Genomic DNA, 25047 nt, shown 5'->3' on the forward strand with positions numbered 1-25047 from the left:
TGACTGTCACGGGGCCCCGTGCGAATGGAGCCCCGTGCTTTGCCATTTCTGCAACGTTTTCTTATGTCCTCCGCCAACGCCCTATCCCGTAATACCGTGCCTGTGCCGCTCGTAAAAGCGGGACAGCGTTACGCTTTCGCCGGCTCGCACGCATCGAGCGACGCCCTGCTCATCGCCCGCTATTTCGAAGAGAATCGCGAGCGCCTGCCGTTGCTGGCCGTGGTCTGCGCGCAAGCCACGGATGCGCTGCGCCTTCAGCAGGAGCTGAAGTGGTGCGCGCCCGAAGCCCGCGTGCGCTTGCTCCCCGACTGGGAAACGCTGCCCTACGACACGTTCTCGCCACACCAGGATCTGGTCTCCGAACGTCTCGCCACGCTGCACGATCTGGGCGAGAAGCGCTGCGATATCGTGCTTGTGCCCGCAACCACGGCGCTCTATCGCATGGCACCCGCCAGCTACATGGCGGCCTACACGTTCTTCTTCACGCAGGGCGAACGGCTCGACGAAGCGCGTCTGAAGTCGCAATTGACGCTCGCGGGCTACGAGCACGTGAGTCAGGTCATGCGCCCCGGCGAATACTGCGTGCGAGGCGGCCTGATCGACCTCTACCCAATGGGCTCGGTACTGCCGTACCGTCTCGATCTGTTCGACGACACCATCGACAGCATTCGCGCGTTCGATCCCGACACGCAGCGCAGCCTGTATCCGGTGAAGGAAGTGCGTCTGCTGCCCGGCCGCGAATTCCCGTTCGACGAACCCGCCCGCACGGCCTTCCGGGGCCGTTGGCGCGAAGTCTTCGAAGGCGATCCGAGCCGCAGCCCGATCTACAAGGACATCGGCAGCGGCGTGCCGTCGGCCGGTATCGAGTATTACCTGCCGTTGTTCTTCGAAGAGACGGCCACGCTGTTTCACTATCTGCCAGCCGACGCGCAACTCGTTTTCGTCGGCGATCTCGACGCGGCCATCAACCGCTTCTGGAACGACACCCGCCAGCGCTACAACTTCCTGTCGCACGACCGCGAGCGCCCGGTGCTGCCGCCGGAGCAACTGTTCCTGCTCGATCAGGACTTCTTCACGCTCGCCAAACCCTTCGCTCGCCTGACGCTGCCCACACCCGGCGACGGCAGTTGGGCGATTCCGCTGCCGCCGTTGGCCATCAACCGTCGTGCGGACGATCCGCTCGCCGCCCTGCGCGCCTATCTGGCACGCACGCCCGCGCGCGTGCTGCTGTGCGCCGACTCAGCTGGCCGTCGTGAGACGTTGCTGCAACTGCTGCACGACAACGACCTGCGCCCGACAAGCGTCGAATCGCTCGAAGACTTTCTGACGTCGGACAAGCGCTTTGCGATCGGCGTCGCCCCGCTGGCCGCCGGTTTCCTGTTGCCGACGGAAGACCTCGCCTTCGTCACCGAGAACGAGCTTTACGAAGGGCTCGCCCGCCGTGCGGGTAAGCGCCGCCAGGAGCAGGCGACGTCGGTCGACTCGATGGTGCGCGATCTGGCCGAGCTGAAGGTTGGCGACCCGGTCGTCCACAGTCAGCACGGCATCGGCCGCTATCACGGTCTCGTCAGCATGGATCTCGGCGAAGGCGAAACCGAGTTCCTGCATCTCGAGTACTCGGGCGACAGCAAGCTGTACGTGCCGGTCTCGCAACTGCATCTGATTTCGCGCTACAGCGGCGCAGATCCGGACACCGCACCGCTGCACTCGCTCGGCTCCGGCCAGTGGGAGAAGGCCAAACGCAAGGCCGCGCAGCAGATTCGCGACACCGCCGCCGAACTGCTTAACCTTTATGCCCGCCGTGCCGCACGCTCGGGCTATGCGTTCGAGCTGTCGCCACGCGACTACGAGAAGTTTGCGGACAGCTTCGGCTTTGAAGAAACGCCGGATCAGGCAGCCGCCATTGCCGCCGTGATGGGCGATATGACGAGCGGCCGTCCGATGGACCGTCTGGTCTGCGGGGACGTGGGCTTCGGCAAGACCGAAGTCGCTCTGCGCGCCGCGTTCATCGCCGTACTCGACGGCAAGCAGGTCGCCATTCTCGCCCCCACGACGCTGCTGGCAGAACAGCACGCGCAAACCTTCTCCGACCGCTTTGCCGACTGGCCGGTGCGCATCGCCGAGCTCTCACGCTTCAAGACGACGAAGGAAGTGAACGCGAGCGTGAAGGCGATCAACGAAGGTCAGGTCGACATCGTAATCGGCACGCACAAGCTGCTCTCGAACGACATCCAGTTCCAGCGCCTCGGTCTTGTCATCATCGACGAAGAACACCGGTTCGGTGTCCGTCAGAAAGAAGCGCTCAAGGCGCTGCGCGCCGAAGTGGACATGCTCACACTGACCGCCACGCCGATCCCGCGCACGCTGGGCATGGCGCTCGAAGGTTTGCGCGATTTCTCGGTGATCGCCACTGCGCCGCAGAAGCGTCTGGCAATCAAGACCTTCGTGCGACGCGAGGAAGACGGCGTGATCCGCGAAGCCATGCTGCGCGAACTCAAGCGCGGTGGGCAGGTGTACTTCCTGCACAACGAGGTGGAGACGATCGAGAACCGCAAGGCGCAACTCGAAGCGCTCGTGCCCGAAGCACGCATCGTCGTCGCCCACGGCCAGATGCACGAGCGCGATCTCGAACGCGTGATGCGTGACTTCGTGACACAGCGCGCCAACGTGCTGCTGTGTACGACCATCATCGAGACCGGTATCGACGTGCCGACGGCCAACACGATCCTGATGCATCGCGCCGACAAGTTCGGTCTGGCGCAACTGCACCAGTTGCGCGGGCGCGTGGGGCGTTCGCACCATCAGGCCTACGCCTATCTGCTCGTGCACGATCCGAAGTCGCTCACCAAGCAGGCGCAGCGCCGTCTCGAAGCCATTCAGCAGATGGAAGAACTCGGCGCGGGCTTCTACCTCGCCATGCACGATCTGGAAATTCGCGGTGCTGGCGAAGTACTGGGCGACAAGCAGTCCGGGGAAATTCACGAAATCGGTTTCCAGCTGTACACCGACATGCTGGCAGACGCCGTGAGCGCCCTCAAAGCCGGTCGCGAGCCGGACCTCACCGCCCCGCTCGCCGCCACGACGGAAATCAACCTGCACGTGCCTGCGATTCTGCCGAGCGACTACTGCGGCGACGTTCAGGAGCGGCTCTCGTTGTACAAACGTCTCGCTAACGGCACGCACCCCGACGCCATCGACACGATTCAGGAAGAACTCGTCGACCGCTTCGGCAAGCTGCCGCAACAGGCGCAGGCGCTTATCGAGACGCACCGGCTGCGACTGCTCGCCAAACCGCTTGGCATCATCAAGATCGACGCCAGCGAAGAAGCCATCGCACTGCAATTCGAGCCGACGCCCCCCGTCGACCCGATGCGCATCATCGAACTGGTACAGAAACACCGCCACATCAAGCTCGCCGGACAGGACAAGCTGCGCATCGAAGTGAAGCATGCGCAACTCACCGACCGCGTTCGGGCGATCAAGGAAACGCTGCGCGCGCTGGGCTCACCCGGCGCATCCGGCAACAAGGCGGCCTGAGTTTCATTACGTCTCATTTCGTCGCCACGCACACGATGCTTGCCCGGAACACCGCGAACGCCAAATAAAACGAGCAAATCTCGTGTGCACCGCAGCAATTTCCACGTCACCGCTTTTACGCACGTCCGGGCAAACCCGCGCCCGGCGTGCGTTTTCCCGCGAGGCAAGAATGGTTGTTCACACAACCTTTTACCTCTAAATTATTTTTGAGTAACATTTCCCAGTAGCAATACGTATTCAACGTGATCGACGCATTGAACGTATTGATCGTATGACTGGAAGATTCCCGGAGATTCGAATGACAAGCGCTTCCCAAGCTATCGCCCCGCAGGCCACCAACGAGGCTCAGCCGGCATCGGTCGACTGGATCTCGAAGCTGGTCAGCATCGACACCACGAGCCGCGAATCGAACCTCGGCCTGATCGAGACGGTGCGCGACAGCCTCCAACACGCCGGTGTCGAACCGTGGCTGTCGTACGACGCCACGAAGCGCAAGGCCAACCTGTTCGTCACCCTGCCCGCTGCCGATGGCAACACGCAAGGCGGCATCGTCCTCTCGGGTCACACCGACGTCGTGCCGGTCGACGGCCAGGCCTGGGACACCGATCCGTTCAAGCCGGTGGTGCGCGACGGCAACCTGTATGGCCGCGGCACGTGCGACATGAAGGGCTTCATCGGCTCGGTCATGACGATGCTGCCCCAGATGCGCGACGCCAAGCTCAAGACGCCGTTCCATTTCGCCTTTTCGTATGACGAAGAAATCGGCTGCGTGGGCGCGCCCGTCATGCTCGCCGAACTGCGCGAGCGCGGCATCCGCCCGGACGGCTGCATCGTGGGTGAACCGACGAGCATGCGTGTGATCGTCGCGCACAAGGGCATCAACGCTTACCAGTGCTGCGTGCGCGGTCATGCAGCGCACTCGTCGCTCACGCCGAAGGGCTCGAACGCCATCGAGTACGCCGCTCGCCTGATCTGCTACATCCGCGATCTGGCCGATCACTTCAAGCAGAACGGTCCGTTCGACGAACTGTTCGACGTGCCGTTCACCACGGCGCAGACGGGCACGATCTCGGGCGGCATCGCCCTGAACACGATTCCGGCCCTGTGCGAATTCGTCTTCGAATATCGCAACCTGCCGGGCGTGGACGCTGAGGGCATCTTCGCGCGCATTCAGGAATACGCCGTGAACGAGCTGGTGCCGAAGATGCAGAAAGAGCATCCGAACGCAGGCATCGAGTTCAAGAAGATTGCGGCTGCCCCGGCACTCGACGCCTCGGAGCAGGACGCCATCACCCAACTCGTGCGTGCGCTCACCAAGGACACCGACAAGCGCAAGGTCGCCTACGGCACCGAAGCAGGTCAGTTCCAGCTCGCAGGCGTGCCCTCGATCGTGTGCGGCCCGGGCAACATCGAACAGGCCCACAAGCCGAACGAGTTCGTGTCGCTCGAACAGATCGCGCAGTGCGAGTCGTTCCTGCAAAAGCTCCTTCGCAGCAACACCGTCGGCGCCTGAGCGTGAATACCGGCCCGGATCGCTTCGGGCCGACGCAACATTTCAGGGACGCGGTCGGCGCGAGCGCCGTCCAACCGGGCCGTATTCCGTTCGACGGATGCGGCCCGTTGCCTTCGCAGCAAGTGCATTACCGGTTTCAGGCAAGACCCAAGCAGTACGAATGAAGCACGCAGTAACAGACGCCTAAAAAAAGGGCGCACAGGACATCCATCCGCAAGATAACAAGTACGTACGCCAGACAGGTTTTGGAGATCTCGCCCATGAGCGCAAGCGCAGCCCCCAACGCGACGGCACAGGCCGGCCGCACTTCCCCACACGCCTGGCGTGTGATCGTATCGGCCTCGATCGGTAACGCGCTCGAATGGTTCGATCTCGTGGTGTACGGCTTCTTCGCCGTGACCATCGCGAAACTGTTCTTCCCGACCGGCAACGATACGGTGTCGCTGCTGCTCACGCTCGGTACGTTCGGGGTGTCGTTCTTCATGCGTCCTCTGGGCGCTATCGTGATCGGCGCGTACGCCGACCGCGCAGGACGCAAAGCCGCGCTCACCCTTTCGATCCTGATGATGATGGTCGGCACGCTGCTCATCGCGATCATGCCGACGTACTCCGCCATCGGTGTGCTCGCGCCGGTGGGCATCGTCATCGCTCGTATGGTGCAGGGCTTCTCCGCCGGTGGTGAGTTCGGCAGCGCAACGGCGTTCCTCGCCGAACACGCGCCGCAGCGTCGCGGCTTCTTCTCTAGCTGGCAGGTCGCGTCGCAAGGTCTCACGACCCTGCTGGCCGCTGGCTTCGGCGCATTGCTGACAGGCAACCTTTCACCCGAGGCGATGGCCTCGTGGGGCTGGCGCGTGCCGTTCTTCTTCGGCTTGTTGATCGGCCCGGTGGCGTACTACATTCGCCGCCGTCTGGACGAGACGCCCGAGTTCCTCGACATCGAACCGACGCAAAGCCCGCTGCGCGACACCTTCACCGACCAAAAGGAACGCCTGCTGCTCGCCATCGGCGTGGTGGTGATGGCCACCGTTGCGACGTACCTGGTGCTCTACATGCCGACGTACGCCGTCAAGCAACTGGGTCTGCCGTCGTCGGCCGCCTTCTCGGCGGTGCTGCTCACCGGCGTGGTGCAACTGATCGTCGCACCGATCGTGGGTCACTGGTCGGACACGCACGGTCGTATCAAGCCGATGCTGGCAGCCGCCGTGGCGCTGCTGGTGCTTGTCTACCCGATGTTCCGCTTCCTCGACGCGAACCCGACATTCGGCTCGCTGATGGTGTTCCAGATCGTGCTCGGCCTGCTGATGACGACCTACTTCGGCGCGCTGCCCGCGCTGCTCACGGAACTGTTCCCGGTGCAGGTGCGTACCACGGGCCTCTCGCTCGGCTACAACATCGCGGCGACCGTGTTCGGCGGCTTCGCACCGTTTATCATCACGTGGCTGATAGGTGCTACGGGCAACAAGCTCGCGCCGAGCTTCTATCTGATTTTCGCGGCGCTCATCAGCATTACCGCGCTGCTGCGCAGCCGTAAGATCGGCATGCGCTGAGTCCGAGCATCGGTGCAGTGATGTAGCGATACGGGGGCTGGCGACGTTGCCTGCCCCGTATCAGACCGAGATTGCACCGACATCGCATCGGATTCCCTAACTACGGAGACACAGTCCAAGTGACGCAATCGACCCCTGCCCTGCACGACGAGACCATCGACGGCCAGCCCGTCCCGACGAAAGACACCATTGCCGCGCTGCACGAGAAGCTGCTGCCCTACGTGCGCACGACGCCGGTATTTACCCGCCGCGATTTTCCGACGCTCGGCAACACGGAAGTGACGTTCAAGTACGAACTGTTGCAGGCGTCGGGGACGTTCAAGGCACGCGGCGCATTCTCGAACCTGCTCTCGCTCGACGATGCACAACGCAAGGCAGGCGTCACGTGCGTATCCGCTGGCAACCACGCCGTGGCAGTCGCTTACGCGGCGCAGGCGATGGGTGTGGCCGCCAAGACGGTCATGCTCAAGACGGCCAGCCCGGCCCGCTCGTCGCTGTGCCGCGAGTACGGCGCCGACCTGATTCTCGCGGAGAACGTCCATGAGGCGTTCGAGATCGTCAAGCGAGTGGAACAGGAAGAAGGCCGCTATTTCGTGCATCCGTTCAACGGCTATCGCACGATTCTCGGCACTGCCACGCTCGGCTACGAATGGATGCAGCAGGCCCCGAACCTCGATGCCGTGATCGTCCCCATTGGCGGCGGCGGTCTGATCTCGGGTGTCGCCACCGCCATCAAGCTGTTCGCGCCGCACGTGAAGGTCTACGGCGTGGAGCCTGCCGGTGCCGACGCTATGGCGCAGAGCTTCGCACAAGGCGGCCCGATCAAGATGGGACCGATGACGGGGATCGCGGACAGTCTTATGGCGCCGCACACCGAGTTGTATGGCTACACGCTGTGCCGTCGTCACATCGACGAACTGGTGACTGTCACCGACGACGACATGCGCGCGGGCATGCTCACGCTGTTCCGTCAGTTGAAGCTGGCGGTGGAACCGGCGTGTGCGGCGGCGACAGCTGCGTTGATGGGCCCGCTGCGCGACAAGCTCATGGGCAAGCGCGTGGGTGTCCTGCTGTGCGGGACGAACACCGATACCGCGACGTTCAACCGCCACATCGAAGCCGCCCTCGCCGCCGAAGCGAACGGCTGACAAGGATTCCCAATGTCCGCGACTGTTTCCTCGCCGCCCGTTCTCCTGCTCGACGCGGCGCAAATTGCCGCGCTCATGCCGGTGGCCGATGCGATCCCCGTCATGTCCGATATGTTCGGCGCGCTCGCGCGCGAGCAGATTCACCTGCCGTTGCGCCAGATCGTCCGGCCTCCCGAGACGCTCGGCGCAAAGGGCTTGCTGGGCATGATGCCCGCGTTTCTAAGCGCAACGGTGTCCGGCACATCGGTCTACGGCGCGAAGGTGGGCACCTTTTTCCCGGGGAACAGTTCGCATGGCAAGGATCCTCACCAGGGGTGCGTGCTGCTAATGAGCGGCGAGACGGGCGAACTGCTCGCTGTCATGAACGCCGCCGAGATCACAGGCATTCGCACCGCCGCAGTCACGGGACTGGCGACGCGTCTGCTCGCCCGACATGACGCTTCCCGTCTCGCCCTGATCGGCGCTGGCCATCAGGCGCACTGGCATCTTGCCGCGCTTGCCGCCGCGCGCCCGCTGCAACATGTGCGTGTGGCAAGCCGCTCGCTCGCCTCAGCTCAGGCGTTCGTCGACAAGGAACAGCCGAATTACGGCTTTCGCCTTGAAGCGGCGCAGAGTGTCGAGGCGGCCGTGCGCGACGCCGACATCGTGGTAACGGTGACGAACTCGACCGATCCGGTGCTGCAAGCGGAATGGATCGCACCGGGCGCCCACGTCAATCTGGTGGGCAGCAGCACCCCGCGCCATCGCGAGGCCGACACGTCGCTCATGGCGCGTGCGCAACTCTTCGTCGACCGTCGCGAATCGACGATCAACGAATCGGGTGACTATCTGGCCGCCGCTGCCGAAGGCCGCATCGGGCCCGACGACCTGCTTGCCGAGCTCGGTGAGCTGGTCATTCGTACGCACGCGGGACGCACCGACGCCGAATCCGTCACGCTCTTCAAGTCGCTCGGCATGGGCGCGCAGGACGTTGCACTGGCCGCTGCGCTCTATCACCGAGCGCAAGCGGGGAACGTCGGCGTACGCGCTACGATTTAAGACGCGAGTCAGACGCGAGGGGCTTGTAGAAAAACGCTGGCATGAAGTGAATCCCAATGTCTGAATCCGTCCGATTCTGGTCTTCGCCGGGTCTATTGGAACGGATGGGAGACACGTAAGATGGCTCCATCGTCACCCACGTAATGGAGTCGCAATCATGTCGCAAACCCAGCAAACGTCACGCACCGCCCTGCTCGTCATCGATGCTCAGGAATCGTTCCGCACCCGCCCCTACTGGCGCGAAGACGACCTCGCCGAATACTTCGCCCGTCAGCAAGCGCTCGTCGATGGCGCCGTGGCGCGTGGCGTTCCTGTGGTGCAGGTCTTCCACATTGGCTCCGGTGCGTTCTCCCGCGATTCCGGCTTCGTGCGTACGCTTGAAGAACTGCGCATTACGCCGGACTTTACGGTGGACAAGGTCAAGCACAGCGCGTTGGCCGGTTCCACGCTCGGCGCATGGCTCGTCGATCATGGCATCACCCGCCTGATCGTTTCCGGGATTCGCACCGAGCAGTGCTGCGAGACGACGACGCGCGCCGCCTCCGACGCCGGTTACGCCGTCGACTTCGTCACCGAAGCCACGCTCACGTTCCCGATGCAGCACCCGCGCACCGGTCGCGAACTGTCGGTCGAAGAACTCAAGGAGCGCACGGAGACGGTGCTCGTCGACCGCTTCGCGCGGATCGTGACGGTTGAGGAGGCGCTCGCGGCGGTGTAACGTTTGGGCTTCTCCGTCTGAATCCGTCCTAACCGGTGGTCGCAATGCCAAGACTTCAACCCGTGTATCTTCTCGCGATGCCGAATGCGCTGCTGCTCGATATCGCCGCGCCGGCCGAAGCCTTGCGCATCGCGAACCATCAACAGGACGAGATTCGGTTCGAACTCCATTACGTCGGCACGCAGCCGACAGTGGCAACGTCGATCGGCCTGCGCCTCTCGCCGCTCGACGTGCTGCCCGCTTCGGTGCCGGACAACGCATGGCTGGTTGTCACCGGCACCGTGGAGAAGCCGCTCCCGGTGCCGTCGGACGACACTTCAATCCCGACATCGGACGCCGAAGCGCAAGCCGTCGAATGGCTTCGTCGGATCGTCCGCCCGACGCATCAATTGGCATGTATCTGCACAGGCTCGCTGCTCGCGGCACGCGCGGGATTGCTCGACATGCTCGCCTGCACAACGCACCACGGCAGTTGCGACGACCTGCGCTCACTGGCACCGGGCGCACGCGTCGCGGACAACCGGCTCTATGTACGTGACGGCAACGTCTGGACGAGTGCGGGCGTCACCGCCGGTCTCGACCTGATGCTCACCCTCATCGCCGATGCGACCACCCCGCTCTGCGCAGCAGCCGTCGCCCGGCAAATGGTCGTGTACGCGCGACGCGCCGGTGCCGATCCCCAGTTGTCGCCGTGGCTCGAAGGCCGCAACCATCTGCACCCCGCCCTGCATCGCGTGCAGGATGCCGTTGCGGCAGACCCCGCACACGACTGGACCCTTGCCGCGATGGCAGACATCGCCTGCACCAGCGAGCGACACGTGACGCGTCTGTTTCGCGAACACGCGGGCGTCGCGCCCATCGACTACCTGCATCGTTTGCGCATCGCGCTCGCCCGCGAGATGCTCGGCAACAGTCATCTCGATCTCGAACACATTGCGCAACGGGCGGGATTCGGATCGAGTCGTCACCTGCGACGCGTGTGGCACAAATTCGACGCGCTGCCGCCAAGCCGGGCGCGACGAGTCGCCGACTGACATCTCATCCGCTGCGACGTACCGCCCACTCTCAAGGCGCTCACGGCGAAACACTCGACCAGAGAGGCACACGAATCAACGTGCCCTCCGGTATGAAGTCGCTGGGCAACATGCCGGGCAGAGCGGTGTAGGTGCGCGCTGCAGTGACTGCGGCGTCGGCCGAGTTGAAATCGACGTACTTGATGCACGGCGTCGCGCTGTCTCCATAGAGGTAAGCCCAATCCACCTCGCTCGCAACGCAGATATCGCCGGTGAGCCGCGGCGCATTTCCCAAAGTCCGCCTCGGCAGGAGATCGGCCACGACACGATCGACGTAACCACTCGTCACCCACGACCTGAACGTCTCCCCTACGCCCATGCCGACCAAGGCAAACGAGACCGCAGGCTTGAACTGATCGGGTTCGGACCAGGCCAAAATCAGGCGATAGCGAATGTCCCTGAACCCATACCCGGCAAATATCTCGGTCGACGCTTCGAGCATGCTCGTCGTCGTATCGCCCAACACCCACCCACTCGTCCCAGCACGCTCGGCTTGCAACGCCGTCAGGCTCGAATGCGCGAGCAGCGCGCTCCTCAACACGGCAGGGTTCAGGCTCCCAGTCTCGAGTGCTTGCCGGATCGGCTCGGCGAAGACGCCCGGGGTGTCGCTCTGTATCCAGAAGTCGAAGAGCTTGCCATCGCGACGCCAGGCACCGACGTCGTCGGACCAGACAATATCGCCATCGACGCGCGTCAGATCGAACGACGTCAGATTGAAGCGCGGCGCAAGATCGGTTCCCGCATGAGTTGCCACGGCAACACGCCCCTCGCCCAGACTCAACATATCGTCGTACCCCCCTTGAGGGTCGTCGTCGGCAGAAGCCAGTCGCGCGAGAATGCGGTGGCCCCGGGGCACCTGTTGCAGCAAACGCGTACCGCTCAGTTTCACGAGTTGCGGCACCGTCGTCTGTCGCCCGCAAGCGCCGATTTGCCCGGGAACCTGTTCCCACATGCTGGCGAAAGCTGCGCCGAACTTTCCATCGCCCAAACCGCGTCCGGCGGCAAGCATCGCCGTCACGAATTCGGTATCTCCCATCCCTGACTCGATCAGGTTCGCAACGTCGTTGCTCACCCTCGTCAGGATGCGGCACTGTTGCACCGGATCGACGAACCTGGTTGCAAACACGATTGCGTCGGCAAGACTTTCATCAGACGTTGTTCGCGGGAACACGTCATCCGCAAACTCTCTGATCGCCGTCCCGAGGTCATACGCCAGTTCGACGCTCGGGGCGATCTGTGGCCCGTCGACCGGCTCGTTGAGGTAGACGACATCCGACGCCCTGTGGGGCACCTCGCGGGTCACGCTCCGAATACCAGCGGTGAATGCCTCGGCGTCGGCACCCGGCAATGTGCGCACGGCATGCGTTGTCAGCCTAAGAATTCCACCGTCCACCGTGTGTCCGTGTTGCGTGGCCCGCTCGACCCGATCGCGAAGATCGTCGATGATCCGGCGAGTGTCGCGATTGTCCGCGTGCGCATCGCTCGTCTGCACACCATCAAGCGCGACGCTCATCGCCTGACCACGCATGCGCTCGGTGACGTCGTCAGTCACGTGCTTCCCGACGAATCTTCGCAGCGGCTCGCTCGCGTCTGCCGGAACGCGCGGCGTCGATGTGCCCCCGCCTTCCCCATCTCCACTCACGGTTATCGCTTCGCAAGTCGTCAACGAGAGGAGTAAGCAGCCCTCGTCGCCGATCGATCCGACGACTCCCGGTATCCGCACGGTGTTCACGGTGATCGGACGGAACGTCACGTCATCTTGTAGCGCGCGCAATATCAATCGGTGTTGCGCCGTCGGCGCCGATTGGGCAACGGGCGACGCCTGCAAATGCCAGAGCAGCAGTCCGCGTGTGACGCGCGAAACGACCTCTCCGAACGCGCGTCTGAACGTCGGCGCGTTCCAATAGGCCACCATCGCCGCAGGGGACGGCGTCGGCGCACCGACACTCGATGAGACGAGGCTTACAGGTGTCGAGGGTGTCGAAGGTGTCGAAGGTGTCGGGCTCATCGGGTTCACCGAGGCGACAGCAAGCGGCAATGAAACCCTGTTCGCTGGCGTCCCCGTCAAGGTCCCGCCGGGTACGAGACGTCCGGCTCGCGCATACCAGGCATCCACGAACTTCCCCCACTGGTCGAGCGCGCGCTTCGAACGACCGGCAGAGGACCGTAACCCCGAGCCGGTCTCGGCGGCGCGATTCGACGCGAGCTCAGGCGGCGCAGGCGGCGCAGGCGTCGACGTGGAAGACGTTGGAAGCGTCGGCACTCTCGGCCAGATGCCATTCGCACTTTGCTCGGGTTGACGCCAGGGCGGCACGCGGTCGCCCAAAGGCTCGACGTACAGGAGCGCTTTGATGGAGCCGCACATGACGTGACCGTCGTCGAGAAAGGCGATGAGATCGTGCGAAACGCGTTCCATACGAAACACCGGCAATTCCGTGCGTCGCAAGATAGTGCCGACAATGTCGTCGGTAGCGGCGCCCAACAGCTTGCCCGATCCACTCGTCACTGCCGCAAAGAACATGGTGCCGTCGGGATACGTCAGCGCGACGCAGTAGCCTTCGGGTAATCGCATCAGCTCACGTTGCGTCATGACCTGCCTTCGCCCGGCCCCAAGGAACCTGTCGACGTGCTGCTCGTTAGCCGTCATCGGTTCTGTTTGCGCACCGTCGGTGAGCAGATTCCGATAGGCCTTGATACCAGTGAATATGGTCCACGCCGGCTGCCGGTTGAGGGCGCCTTCACGACGCTCCGACTTGACGATGGCGCGCACGTCGTCAGCAAACTGTTTGCGCTGTTCGCTCACCAGTGGCCACGCCTCCATGAAGCTCCTGAGATGTGCCGATGCGACGCGGGTCGATTCCCGATCCCCGATGATCGTGTCAGCGACGGCGTCGAGCGTCGGGGAATTCAGCGCGCGCAGCATCATGGCCACCGCGTAAGACACCGACATCTCGCGATGAATGCGTTTGAGCTCTTCGAGATCCGCCGACTTCGCTCGTTCGGCGAGCAACGCGTAGGTGGTAAGGTGCGGCCCCACTTCGAACGCGAGCGTCATGATGGCGCTGGCGACACGTCCCTTGCTCTTGAAGGCCGCGATCATGGCGGGCCCCAACAGCTTCACGTAATTGAGCACAATATGCTGAACGCTGTTCAGGCGGCGTTCGTCGCGCACCTTTTGCGTGACAATCACCAGATCGCGATCACTATGCGCCCGACGCACTTTTGCAGTCCAAAGGGCATGGTGCAGAGACGGACATGTCTCGAACCTGAAATAGGGCTTGAGCGAGACTTCGTCATACAGTGCGTCGAATGGTCCCCGAGGCGATGGCGTCGTCGCCGCTTCGCCGATCTCCCGATTGGAAGGCGCACATGCCCAATGGCTCTTCGTGGACCCCGGGTCGATCTGATACCTCATGCGACTCCGGCGTAACGGACTCTCCAATCGCTGCAAGTCAATCGGCGACATGTGCAGGCTGATGAACTCCTGGAACTCCAGCGTCGCCTCGACACCTGGCCACCACCAGAAGTACGTCGCGTGTTTGATCGAAATCAGCAGCACCGCATTGCCGTCCGGCTGTTGCACGGAAAGCAAGTCCGCCAGTATTTCACCGTCGAACGAAATCAGCCGCACCGGCCCCTGACCGACTCTGACGCGCGTACGTGTTCCGACGGTCTGCGGATGTGGCGCCAGCATGGAGCTCCCTGCCCGGCTGCCAGGGGGCAACTGGCGCTCCCAATCGAACGACGTCGCGTTAAACAGCACGCCTGTGAATACCTCTTGCACATATCGTGCGTACTCGCTCATCAGTTCGCCCGACGCTTCCAGTGCACTGAGTTGCCGTTCGTCCCGCTTCTGCAATTCTGTTCGGAAGTCGTCCCGGTTCACGGCCATCAGCAAAGGAAGGGCTGCGTCATCGAGAACACGCAAGGATGCAACGCGCCTGTAGCCGCCGGTAATTTCGTACTCATCCGAATAGTGTCTGCCTATCGCAACGTCGCGGACCGTGACACGTTTGGTCTCGTATTCTTCGGTAAATGAAAAGGTGAATCCTCGCGTGTCCGGCGAGCGTCCGGCCGTGACGTAGGTCACATCGACTTCGGCACTCCACGGCAATGCCGTGTGATACCCCAGGGCGGCCGCCCCCTTTCCCCCCTTCCCCCCCTTTTCCAGCTTGCGCAGCACCGCTTCCATTTGCTTTTCGATGACCGTCTTCGCCTGGCTGCGATGCCTTTCCATCACATTGGCGGACGCTTCGATAGCGTTGGTCGCGTCGACCAGATTCAGCATGTCTTCCAGCGTATCGGGTTCCGCGGTCTGCGCCAGCTCGATCCCCTCCCGCTGCGGGGCAAGGTGGTGGAAGGGCCGGAGGTCGCGCGGCACCCTGTGCGGCGCGTCGGTATCGACGGATCTCGACTCGGGAAGATCCCCCCCCGAGCGAAAGCGGTTCCATATGAATGTGCCGGTGACCGCGCCAAGGCTCAGCACACCGGTGACCGGCAACCACCGGCGACGCCATGCACTCGGACTCAACGAAGCCATAGCGGCTTGCGAAGCTGCCGTCACGAGCCAATGCGTCGAATCCGGGCCGCCACGCCCTGTCGCGCTTGTTGCGCCTGTTGCGCCTTCTACGACATGCGACGACCGATTGCCCCCGGGGCGTGTCGCAACAGGTGGCGGCTCGCCCGCAAAGGCTGGCAAGCGACGCGGCGCGTTCGCAAGCGCCTGCGCATCCCATGCATCGCATTCGGCATACCATTGCGCCCGACGGCGCTGGGCGTGAGCCTCCTGAACCACGTTTCCGAACGGCGTCAGCAAGTTCGCTCCTTGCGCCAGTTGCAACGCGGACTCCAGCGCTTGTACCCAGCCGGGTGCTTCGAAGTGAAACTGACTTTGCTCACGTTGCCGCGCCTTGCGAACCAGTTTTTGCCACTTGATGCGCGAAATCACGCCGGTCGGTGTCATCGGCGTCGGTCTTTCCCTGAGACGAAATTGCACCGTCGCGGCGACATCGAAAACATCTACCTCGGCGAACTTCTCGCCGAGTGCGGACATCAGGAGTCGCAACTCGTCCGCCGTCAACGACGGCAGCAAAAGCGCGTAGGCAGAAAGATGTTGTGCGCGATGCAAGGCTACTGCCTCGCGCTCCGACGGAACGGCGGCATACAGTCGCGCCGCCGCCACCAGTTCCAGTGCGCCACACGCGAGCGCACCGGCCAGCGGCACAACGGCCGCCAACATCCCATTCCCTCCCCGGCATCCCGAGGCCTCAGCCTCGATCAGTCCGGTGGAAGGCGGCGACGCGTCGTCGCCCGACGTCACCGCAGACGAATGCAATACGTCTGATGCAAAGCCATACGTAAGCCCTGTCGCAGCGCCCGCAGCAACCGCCATCCATGAACCGCACCGCCACGCTGCGTCGCCGAGGGTTGCGGTGGCGTCCGGCGTAAACGCCGGTGAGTCGCCAGCAAGGTGCGACTGCCACACCGTGACGGCGAAGCCGGGGTCCTCCGCCACCAGACGTGCCAACAACCCGGGCAGTGTCGACAGTAACGACGGATCGATGTCCTCCACCTCTGTCGCGACAACCGCTGCCAGCACCGCGTGCCAAAGGCCATCGCACGGCAGATCGCTGGTAGCCCATCGCGTCTCCCCGCGTACACGGATGCCAAATCGTCCGCCTTCATACAGCAGCGCTCGCATGCCGCCCACGCCCCCGATTTCCCCCACTTCCCCCTCATGCAGCAGGAAGCCCGCCTTGCCCATCATTCCGGCCAACCGGGCCAGTCCGCATTGCCGGGCAACGTCGTGCAGGTCGTCACGCCGATCCAGCAGCGCAAAGGCCATGTCGGAGGACACCGGTCCCCAGTGCGAGGGCGCACGCAGCACCAGACCGCATACGACACGGGCTCGCGAGTCCTGCCCAGCCAGCGCCTCGGGAAGCACCGCTTCGATGGGCGCCGCTTGCGGCGATTCGTCGACGGCCGATCTGGCCGATGTCTCGTGCGTAAGCGTCTGACTGGACGACGCCCGCTGCAACCCGTCGTCAGGTGGCGACACATTGGACGAGGTGGCCACGTAGCTGGTCGGTTCGAAACGCAATGGCGATGGAAGCATCGGGGTACTCTCTCCTTCGGAGGATGATCGTTAGCAGCGCTGTGCGCTCCGATACTCCTGCCGGGGGCTGCGCCGCTGCGTTCACTTTTCGCCCAACATCGACGCATTGGGAAATGCGGCTCCCGGTGTCGCAACACGGTAAAATGCGGTTCCTTTCGCACGCGACGCCCCAAGACCGGGCGATTTCCACGCGACATTTGCGCAATCGATTACTTTCCATTTCAGATGGCTCACGACCTCGTCATATTGGGACCCCACACGGCCGCTAACCCCGGCTCGGGCGCAGCAACGCAACCGGCAGACGCATCTCTGCCCGTGCCGCAAGCGGCGATTCAGGCGTTGGCGCCACACAGCGCTCTCGATATGGCACAAGGCGTTGCACGTGTTCGGGACGTCACCGATACGCCAGCCCTCAGAAGCGCGATCGACGCGCTCGCGCAGCAATACGGCGTGGACGTCGCGATCGTCGACAGCCAGCGACGACTGACAGACTTCAAGCTCGTTGCGATGGATATGGATTCGACACTCATCACGATTGAGTGCATCGACGAAATTGCGGACTACTGCGGGCTGAAGGCGGAAGTCTCGGCCATCACCGAAGCCGCCATGCGCGGTGAGATCAAGGACTTCAACGAAAGCCTGACGCGACGCGTGGCGCTGCTGAAAGGACTTGACGCCAGTGCGCTTGAAAAAGTCTACGAGGAGCGTTTGCAACTTTCCCCGGGTGCCGAATCGATGCTACGTGACGTTCAGGCGCTGGGCATTCGCACGCTGCTGGTCTCGGGTGGCTTCACGTTCTTCACGGATCGTCTGAAGCCACGTCTGAATCTCGACGTCACCCGCGCCAATACGCTGGAAATCGTCGACGGCAAGCTCACCGGCCGCGTGCTGGGGGAAATCGTCAATGCAGAGGTCAAGGCGCGCACCGTCGCCGAAGTGGCGGCGCAGTTCGGCGCTACGCCTGCACAGGCGATCGTGATGGGGGACGGATCGAACGATCTTCAGATGATGGCGATTGCCGGACTATCGGTGGCGTTCCGGGCGAAGCCGGTGGTGCGGGAGAAGGCCTCGGTGGCCTTCAACCATGCAGGACTCGACGGCCTGCTGTCACTGTTCCGTAACGACTGAGCGCAAGAACGAACGCGTCAGCCGATCAGGCGGCATGACGCGAAACTCACCGGATAAAGCGTCTTGGTCGCGGCATCGAAGCACAAGTGCTCGGGTCGCAGGCCTGGATGCTCGATGCCTGCGGCGAGCAACTTGTAACGCATCTCCCGATAAGCGGCCTGATAGCCCTCCGGCGCCGGTGCCGATGCCTCGAACGTCACGCCCGGCACCCGTTTCATGTGCAGCAAGTAGTAGCCGTTTCTCGTGCGAATCAAATCTGCGGAACCCTTGCCGTAATAGTGCTCGAACATGCGCTTCTCGTTGACGGCCCGAGCCAATTCCTTCGGTCCTGTTTCGACGCCTGGCGCGAAATTGCCAAACTCGAACGCGAACAGTGGCTTGTACACGCGCCTATCGTCTTCCGGATCGGAAAAGATCTGTCCGCATCGCCATTCGTGGTTGACATTCGCGTCCGGACCAATGAGTTCGGAAAGCACAGCGTACCTTTCGGCAACCTCCGGGGCATGACTGTCCATAAGCGCAGCTACGCGCTTGCGCAGCGATGAAAACGTCGCATGGTCAGACGCCAGCGGGCCGGGCGACGCCGCATCCGGCGCCATCGCAGAGGATGTAAACGTCGACGCAGTGTCGAAATCGGTCGGCCAGAAGCAGTTCGTTTCCGGGTCGAAATGCACGTTGCTAGTGGAAATATCAGCGTGCCGAAGGCCGACATCGATGAGCCGCCCTTGCAGCAAGTCCAGAGACAGCATGATGTCGTGCTTGGACGTGCCGTACTCGGATGGCCAGATCGTGCGCATGGGACTGCCCGGAACCTTGTTCAGCCGCACGCAAACACGGTTATCCGCAGTGACGAACGGTTCCGCGCTGCCGTGGCCGTAAAACCGCTCCCACTTCTCCGCGCTCCACTGCACAGCTGCCAGCTCAGCGCCTACGTCGGCCGTCTCGGCATGCGAGACCTTGATGACAAATCCGGGGTTCTGAGGATCATCGAATACCGCCCCAGCATCGCCTTCCCCGTGTGAACGGCGCTCAGACGCCGGACCAAGGATGTCGTCGAGCGTCCGTGATTCGCGCACGCCGTCCGGAATGTCGGATCTGCAAGGCGTTTGGGATTTCAGCGGCTCGCACGATGACTCCGTGAAGAGGACCGGATAGTGAATGGATAGCAGTGAGGGAGTCGTCATCGGGGTGCAGCGGGATGGGCACACGCATGTATGCCGTATCGCCCGCATCTTGCCAGTTGATAAGAAACGGCGAGCATCCCCCATTTGCGCGGGGGCGGCTTGCGAACATCGCTCACCGCCCACTGGCTACGGCACCGTTTCGCGTCTCCCTTTGCGTCCCGTCGTCGTTCGCGATCAGGCGACGAGGTGCGCCTTCAGACTCGCCTCGATATCGGCTTGCAGATCGCGCACGTCTTCCAATCCCACATAGAAGCGCACCAGACCGCCCTTGTGCGGCCACGGCGTTGCGGTACGCATGGACGGCACGCGATACGGCAGCGCCAGACTGTGGGCCCCGCCCCAGCTGAAACCGATCTTGAACAGACGCAGTTCTTCGATGAAGGCGTCGATCTGCGCTTGCGAATAGCGCTCGTCGAACACCACCGAGAACAAGCCCCCTGCGCCCGTAAAGTCGCGACGGAAATTCTGATAGCCCGGGCAGTCTTCGAATGCGGGATGCAGCACGGCGGCGATCTCGTGACGCGTGCCCAGCCACGTGGCCAGCGTCATGGCGGACCGGTCGTGCGCTTCGAAACGTAATTGCAGGTTGCCGAGACTTCGCAGTACGAGACTGCAATCGTCAGCCGACACCCCGACGCCCAAACGCATACGCGCTTGCTTCAGACGATGGTGAATGTCGTCGTCGACGGTCACCACGCCGCCCATCAGAATATCGCTACCGCCCGACTGATACTTGGTCAGCGCCTGCACCGAGATATCGACCCCGTGGTCGAACGGACGGAACGCCAGCCCTGCCGAGTAGGTATTGTCGATGGCCGTGAGCACGCCGCGCTCACGCGCCACGCGTGCGATGGCGGGAATGTCCGGGACTTCCATCGTGACCGAACCCGGCGCTTCCAGCCAGATCAACTTGGTATTCGGCTGAATCAGTTCGCCAATGCCCTCGCCGATCATCGGATCGTAGTAACGCACCGTGATCCCCCACGCCTGCGCCAGCCAGTCGCCGTGGTCGCGATTCGGACCGTAAGCGTTGTCGGGAATCAGCACGTCGTCGCCGCTCTTGATAAGCCCGAAGTACACATTCGAAATAGCGGACAGCCCCGACGGGAACAGCAGGCAGTGCTTGCCGCCTTCGAGCGCTGCGAGACGTCGCATCAGCTCCATCGACGTAGGCGTGGCGTGCAGACCGTAGCGCCACTGGCTGTCGTTCTTCCAGTCGAGCGAGCGCATGGCCGCCAGATCGGGAAAGACCACCGTCGACGCACGTGCCACCGGCACCGGCATGGCCGTGAAACCGGCGGGCAGTTGTGTGTCGGTGTGCAGAATATTGGTTTGCCAGTGCCAGCCGTTGGCTTCGGGCTTGTCGAGGGGCTTGCGGTTGTCTTGCGTCATCACGGCTCCGGAAAGGCTTGGGCCGGCAACAATGCCGGCCCCCGGGAGTAACTTACACGCGCTCGAACACGGCCGCAATGCCCTGACCGCCGCCGATGCACATGGTCACCAGCGCGTACCGGCCGCCGATGCGCTGCAACTCGTGCAGTGCCTTGACGGTAATGAGCGCCCCCGTCGCGCCGATCGGGTGGCCCAGCGAAATGCCGGAACCGTTCGGGTTCACCTTGGCCGGATCGAAACCGAGATCGCGCGTGACCGCGCAAGCCTGCGCCGCGAAGGCTTCGTTGGCTTCCACCACGTCGATGTCGTCGACCTTCAGACCGGCACGCTCCAGCGCTTTGCGCGACGCTGGCACCGGGCCGATACCCATGTAGTTCGGATCGACACCTGCGTGTGCGTAGCTCACCAGACGCGCGAGCGGCTTCGCACCACGTCGCTCGGCCTCGGCGCGTTCCATCAGAATGAGCGCGGCGGCCGCATCGTTCAGACCGGACGCGTTGCCAGCGGTGACAGTGCCGTCCTTCTCGAACACGGGGCGCAGCTTCGCCATGTCGGCCATCGTGACGTCCGCACGCACGTGCTCGTCGGTCGTGAAGGCCACGTCGCCCTTCTTCGATTTCAGCGTGATCGGCACGATCTGATCGTTGAAGTAGCCCGCCGCCATGGCACGTGCAGCGCGCTGATGCGATTCCACCGCAAGACGGTCCTGATCGTCGCGTGTAATACCCCACTTCTTCGCGATGTTCTCCGCCGTCACCCCCATGTGGATGTTCGCGAACGGATCGTGCAACGCGCCCAGCATCATGTCGACGAGACGCGACTCGCCCATGCGCGTGCCCCAGCGTGCGCCGGGCATCACGTACGGCGCACGGCTCATGCTCTCCGCGCCGCCCGCCATCGCCACATCGGTGTCGCCGAGCAGGATCGATTGTGCCGCCGAGACCACCGCTTGCAGGCCGGAGCCGCACAGACGGTTCACGGTCATGGCGGGCGCGTGCTGGCTCACGCCGGCTTCAATGGAAGCCACGCGTGCCAGATACATGTCTTTGGGTTCTGTGTGGATGACGTTGCCGAACACGACGTGTCCGACGTCTTCACCGCCGACCTGCGCACGGGCCATAGCCTCGCGGGCGACGATGGCGCCGAGCTGCGTCGGCGCGAAATCCTTCAGGCTGCCGCCAAAATCACCAATCGCGGTACGTACACCGCTGACGATCACGACCTCTCGTTGCATGTCTCTTCTCCGGGTGGATATAGGTTTGCAACGAGTATAGCGCCGTAGGGGTTACCGCGATGGCAGGCGCATTGGAGGGAAACTTCGATGACAGCGCTTGCACCGCGCTGCCCCGCCCTTCAATGGATTTGCGATTTAGCTCGCCAGTTGCTTCAGTACCTGCTCGGCGCTCGGCACCGGCGCAACCGCGCCGTATCCGGTCGTCGAGAGTGCCGCGCAGACATTGGCGTAACGGGCGGCGGCGAACGGATCGTCGCCCAGCGCCAGACGTGCGACGAAAGCGCCGCCGAAGCAATCGCCCGCGCCGGTGGCGTCGATGGCCTGCACCGGGTACGGTGCGACGATGCGACGCTCTTGCGGGGTGGCGACGTAGCACCCCTCACGCCCAAGCTTGAGCGCCACGACCTTCACACCGTGGGAGAGCAGTTCGTCGAGAATCGCGTCGCGGTCTTCCAGACCGGTCACCGCCGTGACGTCGTCCCAGCTCGGCAGGCAAACGTCGGTCAGGCTGAACGCTTCACGCATCGTGGCGCGCGCGCGGGCGAGCGGCCACAGCTTGAGACGCAGATTCGTATCGAACGACACTTTGCCACCCGCGGCGCGAATCTTCGACATGGCGTCGAAGGCAGCGTCGCAGGCGTTCACACTGATCGCCAGGCTGATGCCCGACAGATGCAGAAACTGTGCGCCCGCCAATGCCTCGCCCGGTAGATCCTGCGCGCGATAGCGGCTCGCGGCGGAACCCGCGCGCAGATAGTCGAAGTGGTGACCGTTCTCGTCGTGCGACACGAAATAGACGCCGGTCGGCGACTGGCCGTCCACGCGTACGTAGCGCGTGTCCACCTGCTCATCGCGCCACAGATCGAGCAGCATGCGCCCGAAGAGGTCGTCGCCCACGGCGCTCACGAACCCCGTGCTCACGCCCTGACGGCGCGCGGCAATGGCAAAGTTGGACGTATCGCCGCCGAAACCTTGCAGATAGCGACGGGCGTCGTCGGGCGACTGGTTGAATTCGACCATCGCTTCGCCCATCGCGAGCACTTGCGGCGTTTGCTGCGTTTGCGGCGTTTGCATCGCTTGCTTCGACTGGGAATCCTGTTGCGTCATCAGACCACCTCGCCCCACAGATCGTGGCCGTCGGCACCGGTGACTTCGACGTTGACGAACTCACCGACCTTGAGGCGCTTCGCGGCCTTGGCCGTCGGCTCGATATACACGAGTCCGTCGATTTCCGGTGCGTCGGCAGCCGAGCGGGCGATGCCGCCGTCCTGATTGATTTCGTCGACGATCACCTGAAGCGTCTTGCCGATCTTGCGCTGCTGACGCTCGGCCGAAATCTCCTCGGCCACTTCCATGAAGCGCGCACGACGCTCTTCGCGCACTTCGTCCGGCAATGCGCCCGGCAGTTCGTTGGCGCGCGCGCCTTCGACCGGCGAATAGGCAAAGCAGCCCACGCGGTCGAGTTCGGCTTCGCGCAGGAAGTCCAGCATGTATTCGAATTCGGCTTCGGTCTCGCCCGGGAAACCGGCGATGAACGTGCTGCGGATCGTCAGATCCGGGCACATCTTGCGCCAGGCCTGAATGCGCTCCAGATTCTTCTCACCCGAGGCCGGACGCTTCATGCGCTTGAGCACGTCCGGGTGCGCGTGTTGCAGCGGCACGTCGAGATACGGGAGGATGTGGCCTTCGGCCATCAGCGGAATGATCTCGTCGACGTGCGGATACGGGTAGACGTAGTGCAGACGCACCCACGCGCCGTATTGCTTGGCCAGTTCGCCCAGCGCCGTCACCAGTTCGGTCATGCGCGTCTTGAGCGGACGACCCGCCCAGAACCCGGTGCGGTACTTCACGTCGACGCCATATGCACTGGTGTCCTGCGAGATCACCAGCAGTTCCTTGACGCCTGCCTTGAACAGATTTTCCGCTTCGAGCATCACTTCCGCGACCGGACGCGAATCGAGATCGCCACGCATCGACGGGATGATGCAGAACGTGCAGCGATGGTTGCAGCCTTCGGAAATCTTCAGATACGCGTAGTGACGCGGCGTGAGCTTGATGCCAGCCGGCGGGACGAGATCGGTGAACGGATCGTGCGGCTTGGGCAGGTGCGTGTGCACCGCGCTCATCACTTCGCCCACGGCGTGCGGGCCGGTGACGGCGAGCACCTTCGGGTGCACGGCGCTCACGATGTCCTGACCGGCGGCGTCCTTCTTGGCGCCCAGACAGCCGGTGACGATCACCTTGCCGTTTTCGGCCAGCGCTTCGCCGATGGCGTCGAGACTTTCCTGCACGGCGTCGTCGATGAAGCCACAGGTGTTGACCACGACGAGGTCGGCGCCGTCATAGGTGCCGGCAATGTCGTAGCCTTCGGCACGGAGCTGGGTCAGGATCTGCTCGGAGTCAACCAAAGCCTTGGGGCAGCCGAGCGAAACGAAGCCGACTTTGGGGGTGCCGGCGGGCGATGGGCGGGACATGGGGCGAAATCCTGATGTAGTAGATGCTTGTAACGGTCGACCGGTACGCGACGCCTCTGGCGTTACGCGTGTTCTACGCCTGATGCGACGTAACCGGCTGAATAACCGCGCATTTTACCCTGATCGTCTGCGGTTCGTTCCAACTATTGCGCCACAGCGCGGCCGATCGGGTCAAATCGTCGGCAGTGTGCGCCCCACGCCACACTGCCGCGCTCGCGGGCATCGGCCGCTATCGAGCGTTGCAAGCCGATGTCCGCCGTCAAAAAGCCTCGTTCAGGGCTTCTTGTTCGGGTCCCGTTCCGGGGTACCCGGCGCGCCCGGTGCACCGGGGAAGGGGAACGTGCTGAACATGTTCTTCGCCTGGCTCTGCATCTGCTCCTGCATCTGCACAAACAGGTTCTTCGACTGTTCGATGTAGTTGGTCATCATGCCCTGCATCATCGGCGCCTGCATGTTCATGAATTGCGCCCAGACGTCAGGGTTGAAGCTCGCACCTTCGTAGATGCCCTTCGACTGATCGGCCAGCTTGCTCTGAATCTCGATGAAAGTCTGGATATTCTTCTCGAGGTATGTGCCCATCATCCCCTGCAGCGCGTGGCCGTAGAAGCGGATGATCTGGGCCAGCATGGCGCTCGAGAACATCGGCACACCGCCGGTCTCTTCTTCCAGAATGATCTGCAGCAGGATGCTGCGGGTCAGGTCCTCGCCCGTCTTGGCGTCGACAACCTTGAACTCCTCGGTCTCGAGCACCAGTTGCTTCACATCGGCAAGGGTGATGTACGTACTGGTTTGGGTATCGTACAGACGCCGGTTCGGATACTTTTTGATCAGGCGTTCGTCAGTCTTCTTGCTCGCGGTCATGCGGTGGGTTTCCTGCGTTTTTTGAAGGACTACCCCGACCGGCGGTCGGGGTTAATCACATATTATCGATTCTAGGGCGTTTGCT

Annotated in this window: 15 protein-coding genes; 8 read left to right on the top strand and 7 right to left on the bottom strand. The window is 63.2% G+C overall.

All coding sequences use genetic code 11. From position 1 onward, the window contains the following. Positions 1-63 precede the first annotated feature (63 nt). The 7 genes from mfd to NTU39_RS15780 all read left to right on the top strand — a co-directional run bounded on the left by mfd (position 64) and on the right by NTU39_RS15780 (position 10535). The gene (mfd, locus tag NTU39_RS15750; protein ID WP_257958025.1) at positions 64-3537 is read left to right on the top strand and encodes a transcription-repair coupling factor; all 3474 of its coding nucleotides are present in this window, start codon (positions 64-66) and stop codon (positions 3535-3537) included. 298 nt (positions 3538-3835) lie between these two features. Next, the gene (gene argE, locus NTU39_RS15755; protein WP_039397882.1) at positions 3836-5050 is read left to right on the top strand and encodes an acetylornithine deacetylase; all 1215 of its coding nucleotides are present in this window, start codon (positions 3836-3838) and stop codon (positions 5048-5050) included. Positions 5051-5310: 260 nt separating this feature from the next. Next, positions 5311-6597 (top strand): MFS transporter, encoded by a 1287-nt coding sequence (locus NTU39_RS15760; RefSeq protein ID WP_150662989.1) that lies wholly within the window; start codon positions 5311-5313, stop codon positions 6595-6597. Between the two features lie 119 nt (positions 6598-6716). Continuing rightward, on the top strand, positions 6717-7745 hold the full coding sequence (locus NTU39_RS15765; protein WP_150662990.1) for a threonine/serine dehydratase family protein: 1029 nt from the start codon (positions 6717-6719) through the stop codon (positions 7743-7745). A 12-nt stretch (positions 7746-7757) separates the two neighbouring features. Next, the gene (locus NTU39_RS15770; protein ID WP_257958026.1) at positions 7758-8783 is read left to right on the top strand and encodes an ornithine cyclodeaminase family protein; all 1026 of its coding nucleotides are present in this window, start codon (positions 7758-7760) and stop codon (positions 8781-8783) included. Between the two features lie 157 nt (positions 8784-8940). Beyond that, a complete protein-coding gene (locus tag NTU39_RS15775) occupies positions 8941-9501 on the top strand; it encodes a cysteine hydrolase family protein (protein WP_257958027.1) in 561 nt (186 codons plus the stop codon). A gap of 44 nt (positions 9502-9545) precedes the next feature. Beyond that, a complete protein-coding gene (locus tag NTU39_RS15780) occupies positions 9546-10535 on the top strand; it encodes a GlxA family transcriptional regulator (RefSeq protein WP_257958028.1) in 990 nt (329 codons plus the stop codon). A 40-nt stretch (positions 10536-10575) separates the two neighbouring features. Here NTU39_RS15780 and NTU39_RS15785 read toward each other — a convergent pair whose 3' ends face one another. Next, positions 10576-16689 (bottom strand): hypothetical protein, encoded by a 6114-nt coding sequence (locus NTU39_RS15785; protein WP_257958029.1) that lies wholly within the window; start codon positions 16687-16689, stop codon positions 10576-10578. Positions 16690-17052: 363 nt separating this feature from the next. On the opposite strand from NTU39_RS15785, the gene serB reads away from it, so the two are divergent. Further along, the gene (gene serB, locus NTU39_RS15790; protein ID WP_257960093.1) at positions 17053-17817 is read left to right on the top strand and encodes a phosphoserine phosphatase SerB; all 765 of its coding nucleotides are present in this window, start codon (positions 17053-17055) and stop codon (positions 17815-17817) included. A 17-nt stretch (positions 17818-17834) separates the two neighbouring features. Here the strand turns inward: serB and NTU39_RS15795 are convergent, their stop codons facing one another. The 6 genes from NTU39_RS15795 to phaR form a co-directional block, all read right to left on the bottom strand. Further along, positions 17835-19085 carry an OspG family effector kinase gene (locus tag NTU39_RS15795; RefSeq protein ID WP_257958030.1) on the bottom strand — a complete coding sequence of 417 codons (1251 nt, stop codon included), beginning with the start codon at positions 19083-19085 and terminating at the stop codon, positions 17835-17837. 90 nt (positions 19086-19175) lie between these two features. Then, positions 19176-20393, bottom strand: coding sequence for a cystathionine beta-lyase (locus tag NTU39_RS15800; protein ID WP_150662996.1), 1218 nt, complete (start codon positions 20391-20393; stop codon positions 19176-19178). A 52-nt stretch (positions 20394-20445) separates the two neighbouring features. Beyond that, positions 20446-21627 carry a beta-ketothiolase BktB gene (bktB, locus tag NTU39_RS15805; RefSeq protein WP_150662997.1) on the bottom strand — a complete coding sequence of 394 codons (1182 nt, stop codon included), beginning with the start codon at positions 21625-21627 and terminating at the stop codon, positions 20446-20448. Between the two features lie 135 nt (positions 21628-21762). Next, entirely contained in the window at positions 21763-22701 is a 939-nt protein-coding gene (locus tag NTU39_RS15810; protein ID WP_257960094.1) for a sugar kinase, read from the bottom strand. Between the two features lie 32 nt (positions 22702-22733). Beyond that, entirely contained in the window at positions 22734-24101 is a 1368-nt protein-coding gene (gene rimO, locus NTU39_RS15815; protein ID WP_257958031.1) for a 30S ribosomal protein S12 methylthiotransferase RimO, read from the bottom strand. Positions 24102-24374: 273 nt separating this feature from the next. After that, positions 24375-24962, bottom strand: coding sequence for a polyhydroxyalkanoate synthesis repressor PhaR (gene phaR, locus NTU39_RS15820; RefSeq protein WP_257958032.1), 588 nt, complete (start codon positions 24960-24962; stop codon positions 24375-24377). Between the last annotated feature and the right edge of the window lie 85 nt (positions 24963-25047).

This window comes from Pandoraea commovens (genome assembly GCF_024704525.1).
GTDB classification, from domain to species: Bacteria; Pseudomonadota; Gammaproteobacteria; order Burkholderiales; family Burkholderiaceae; genus Pandoraea; species Pandoraea commovens.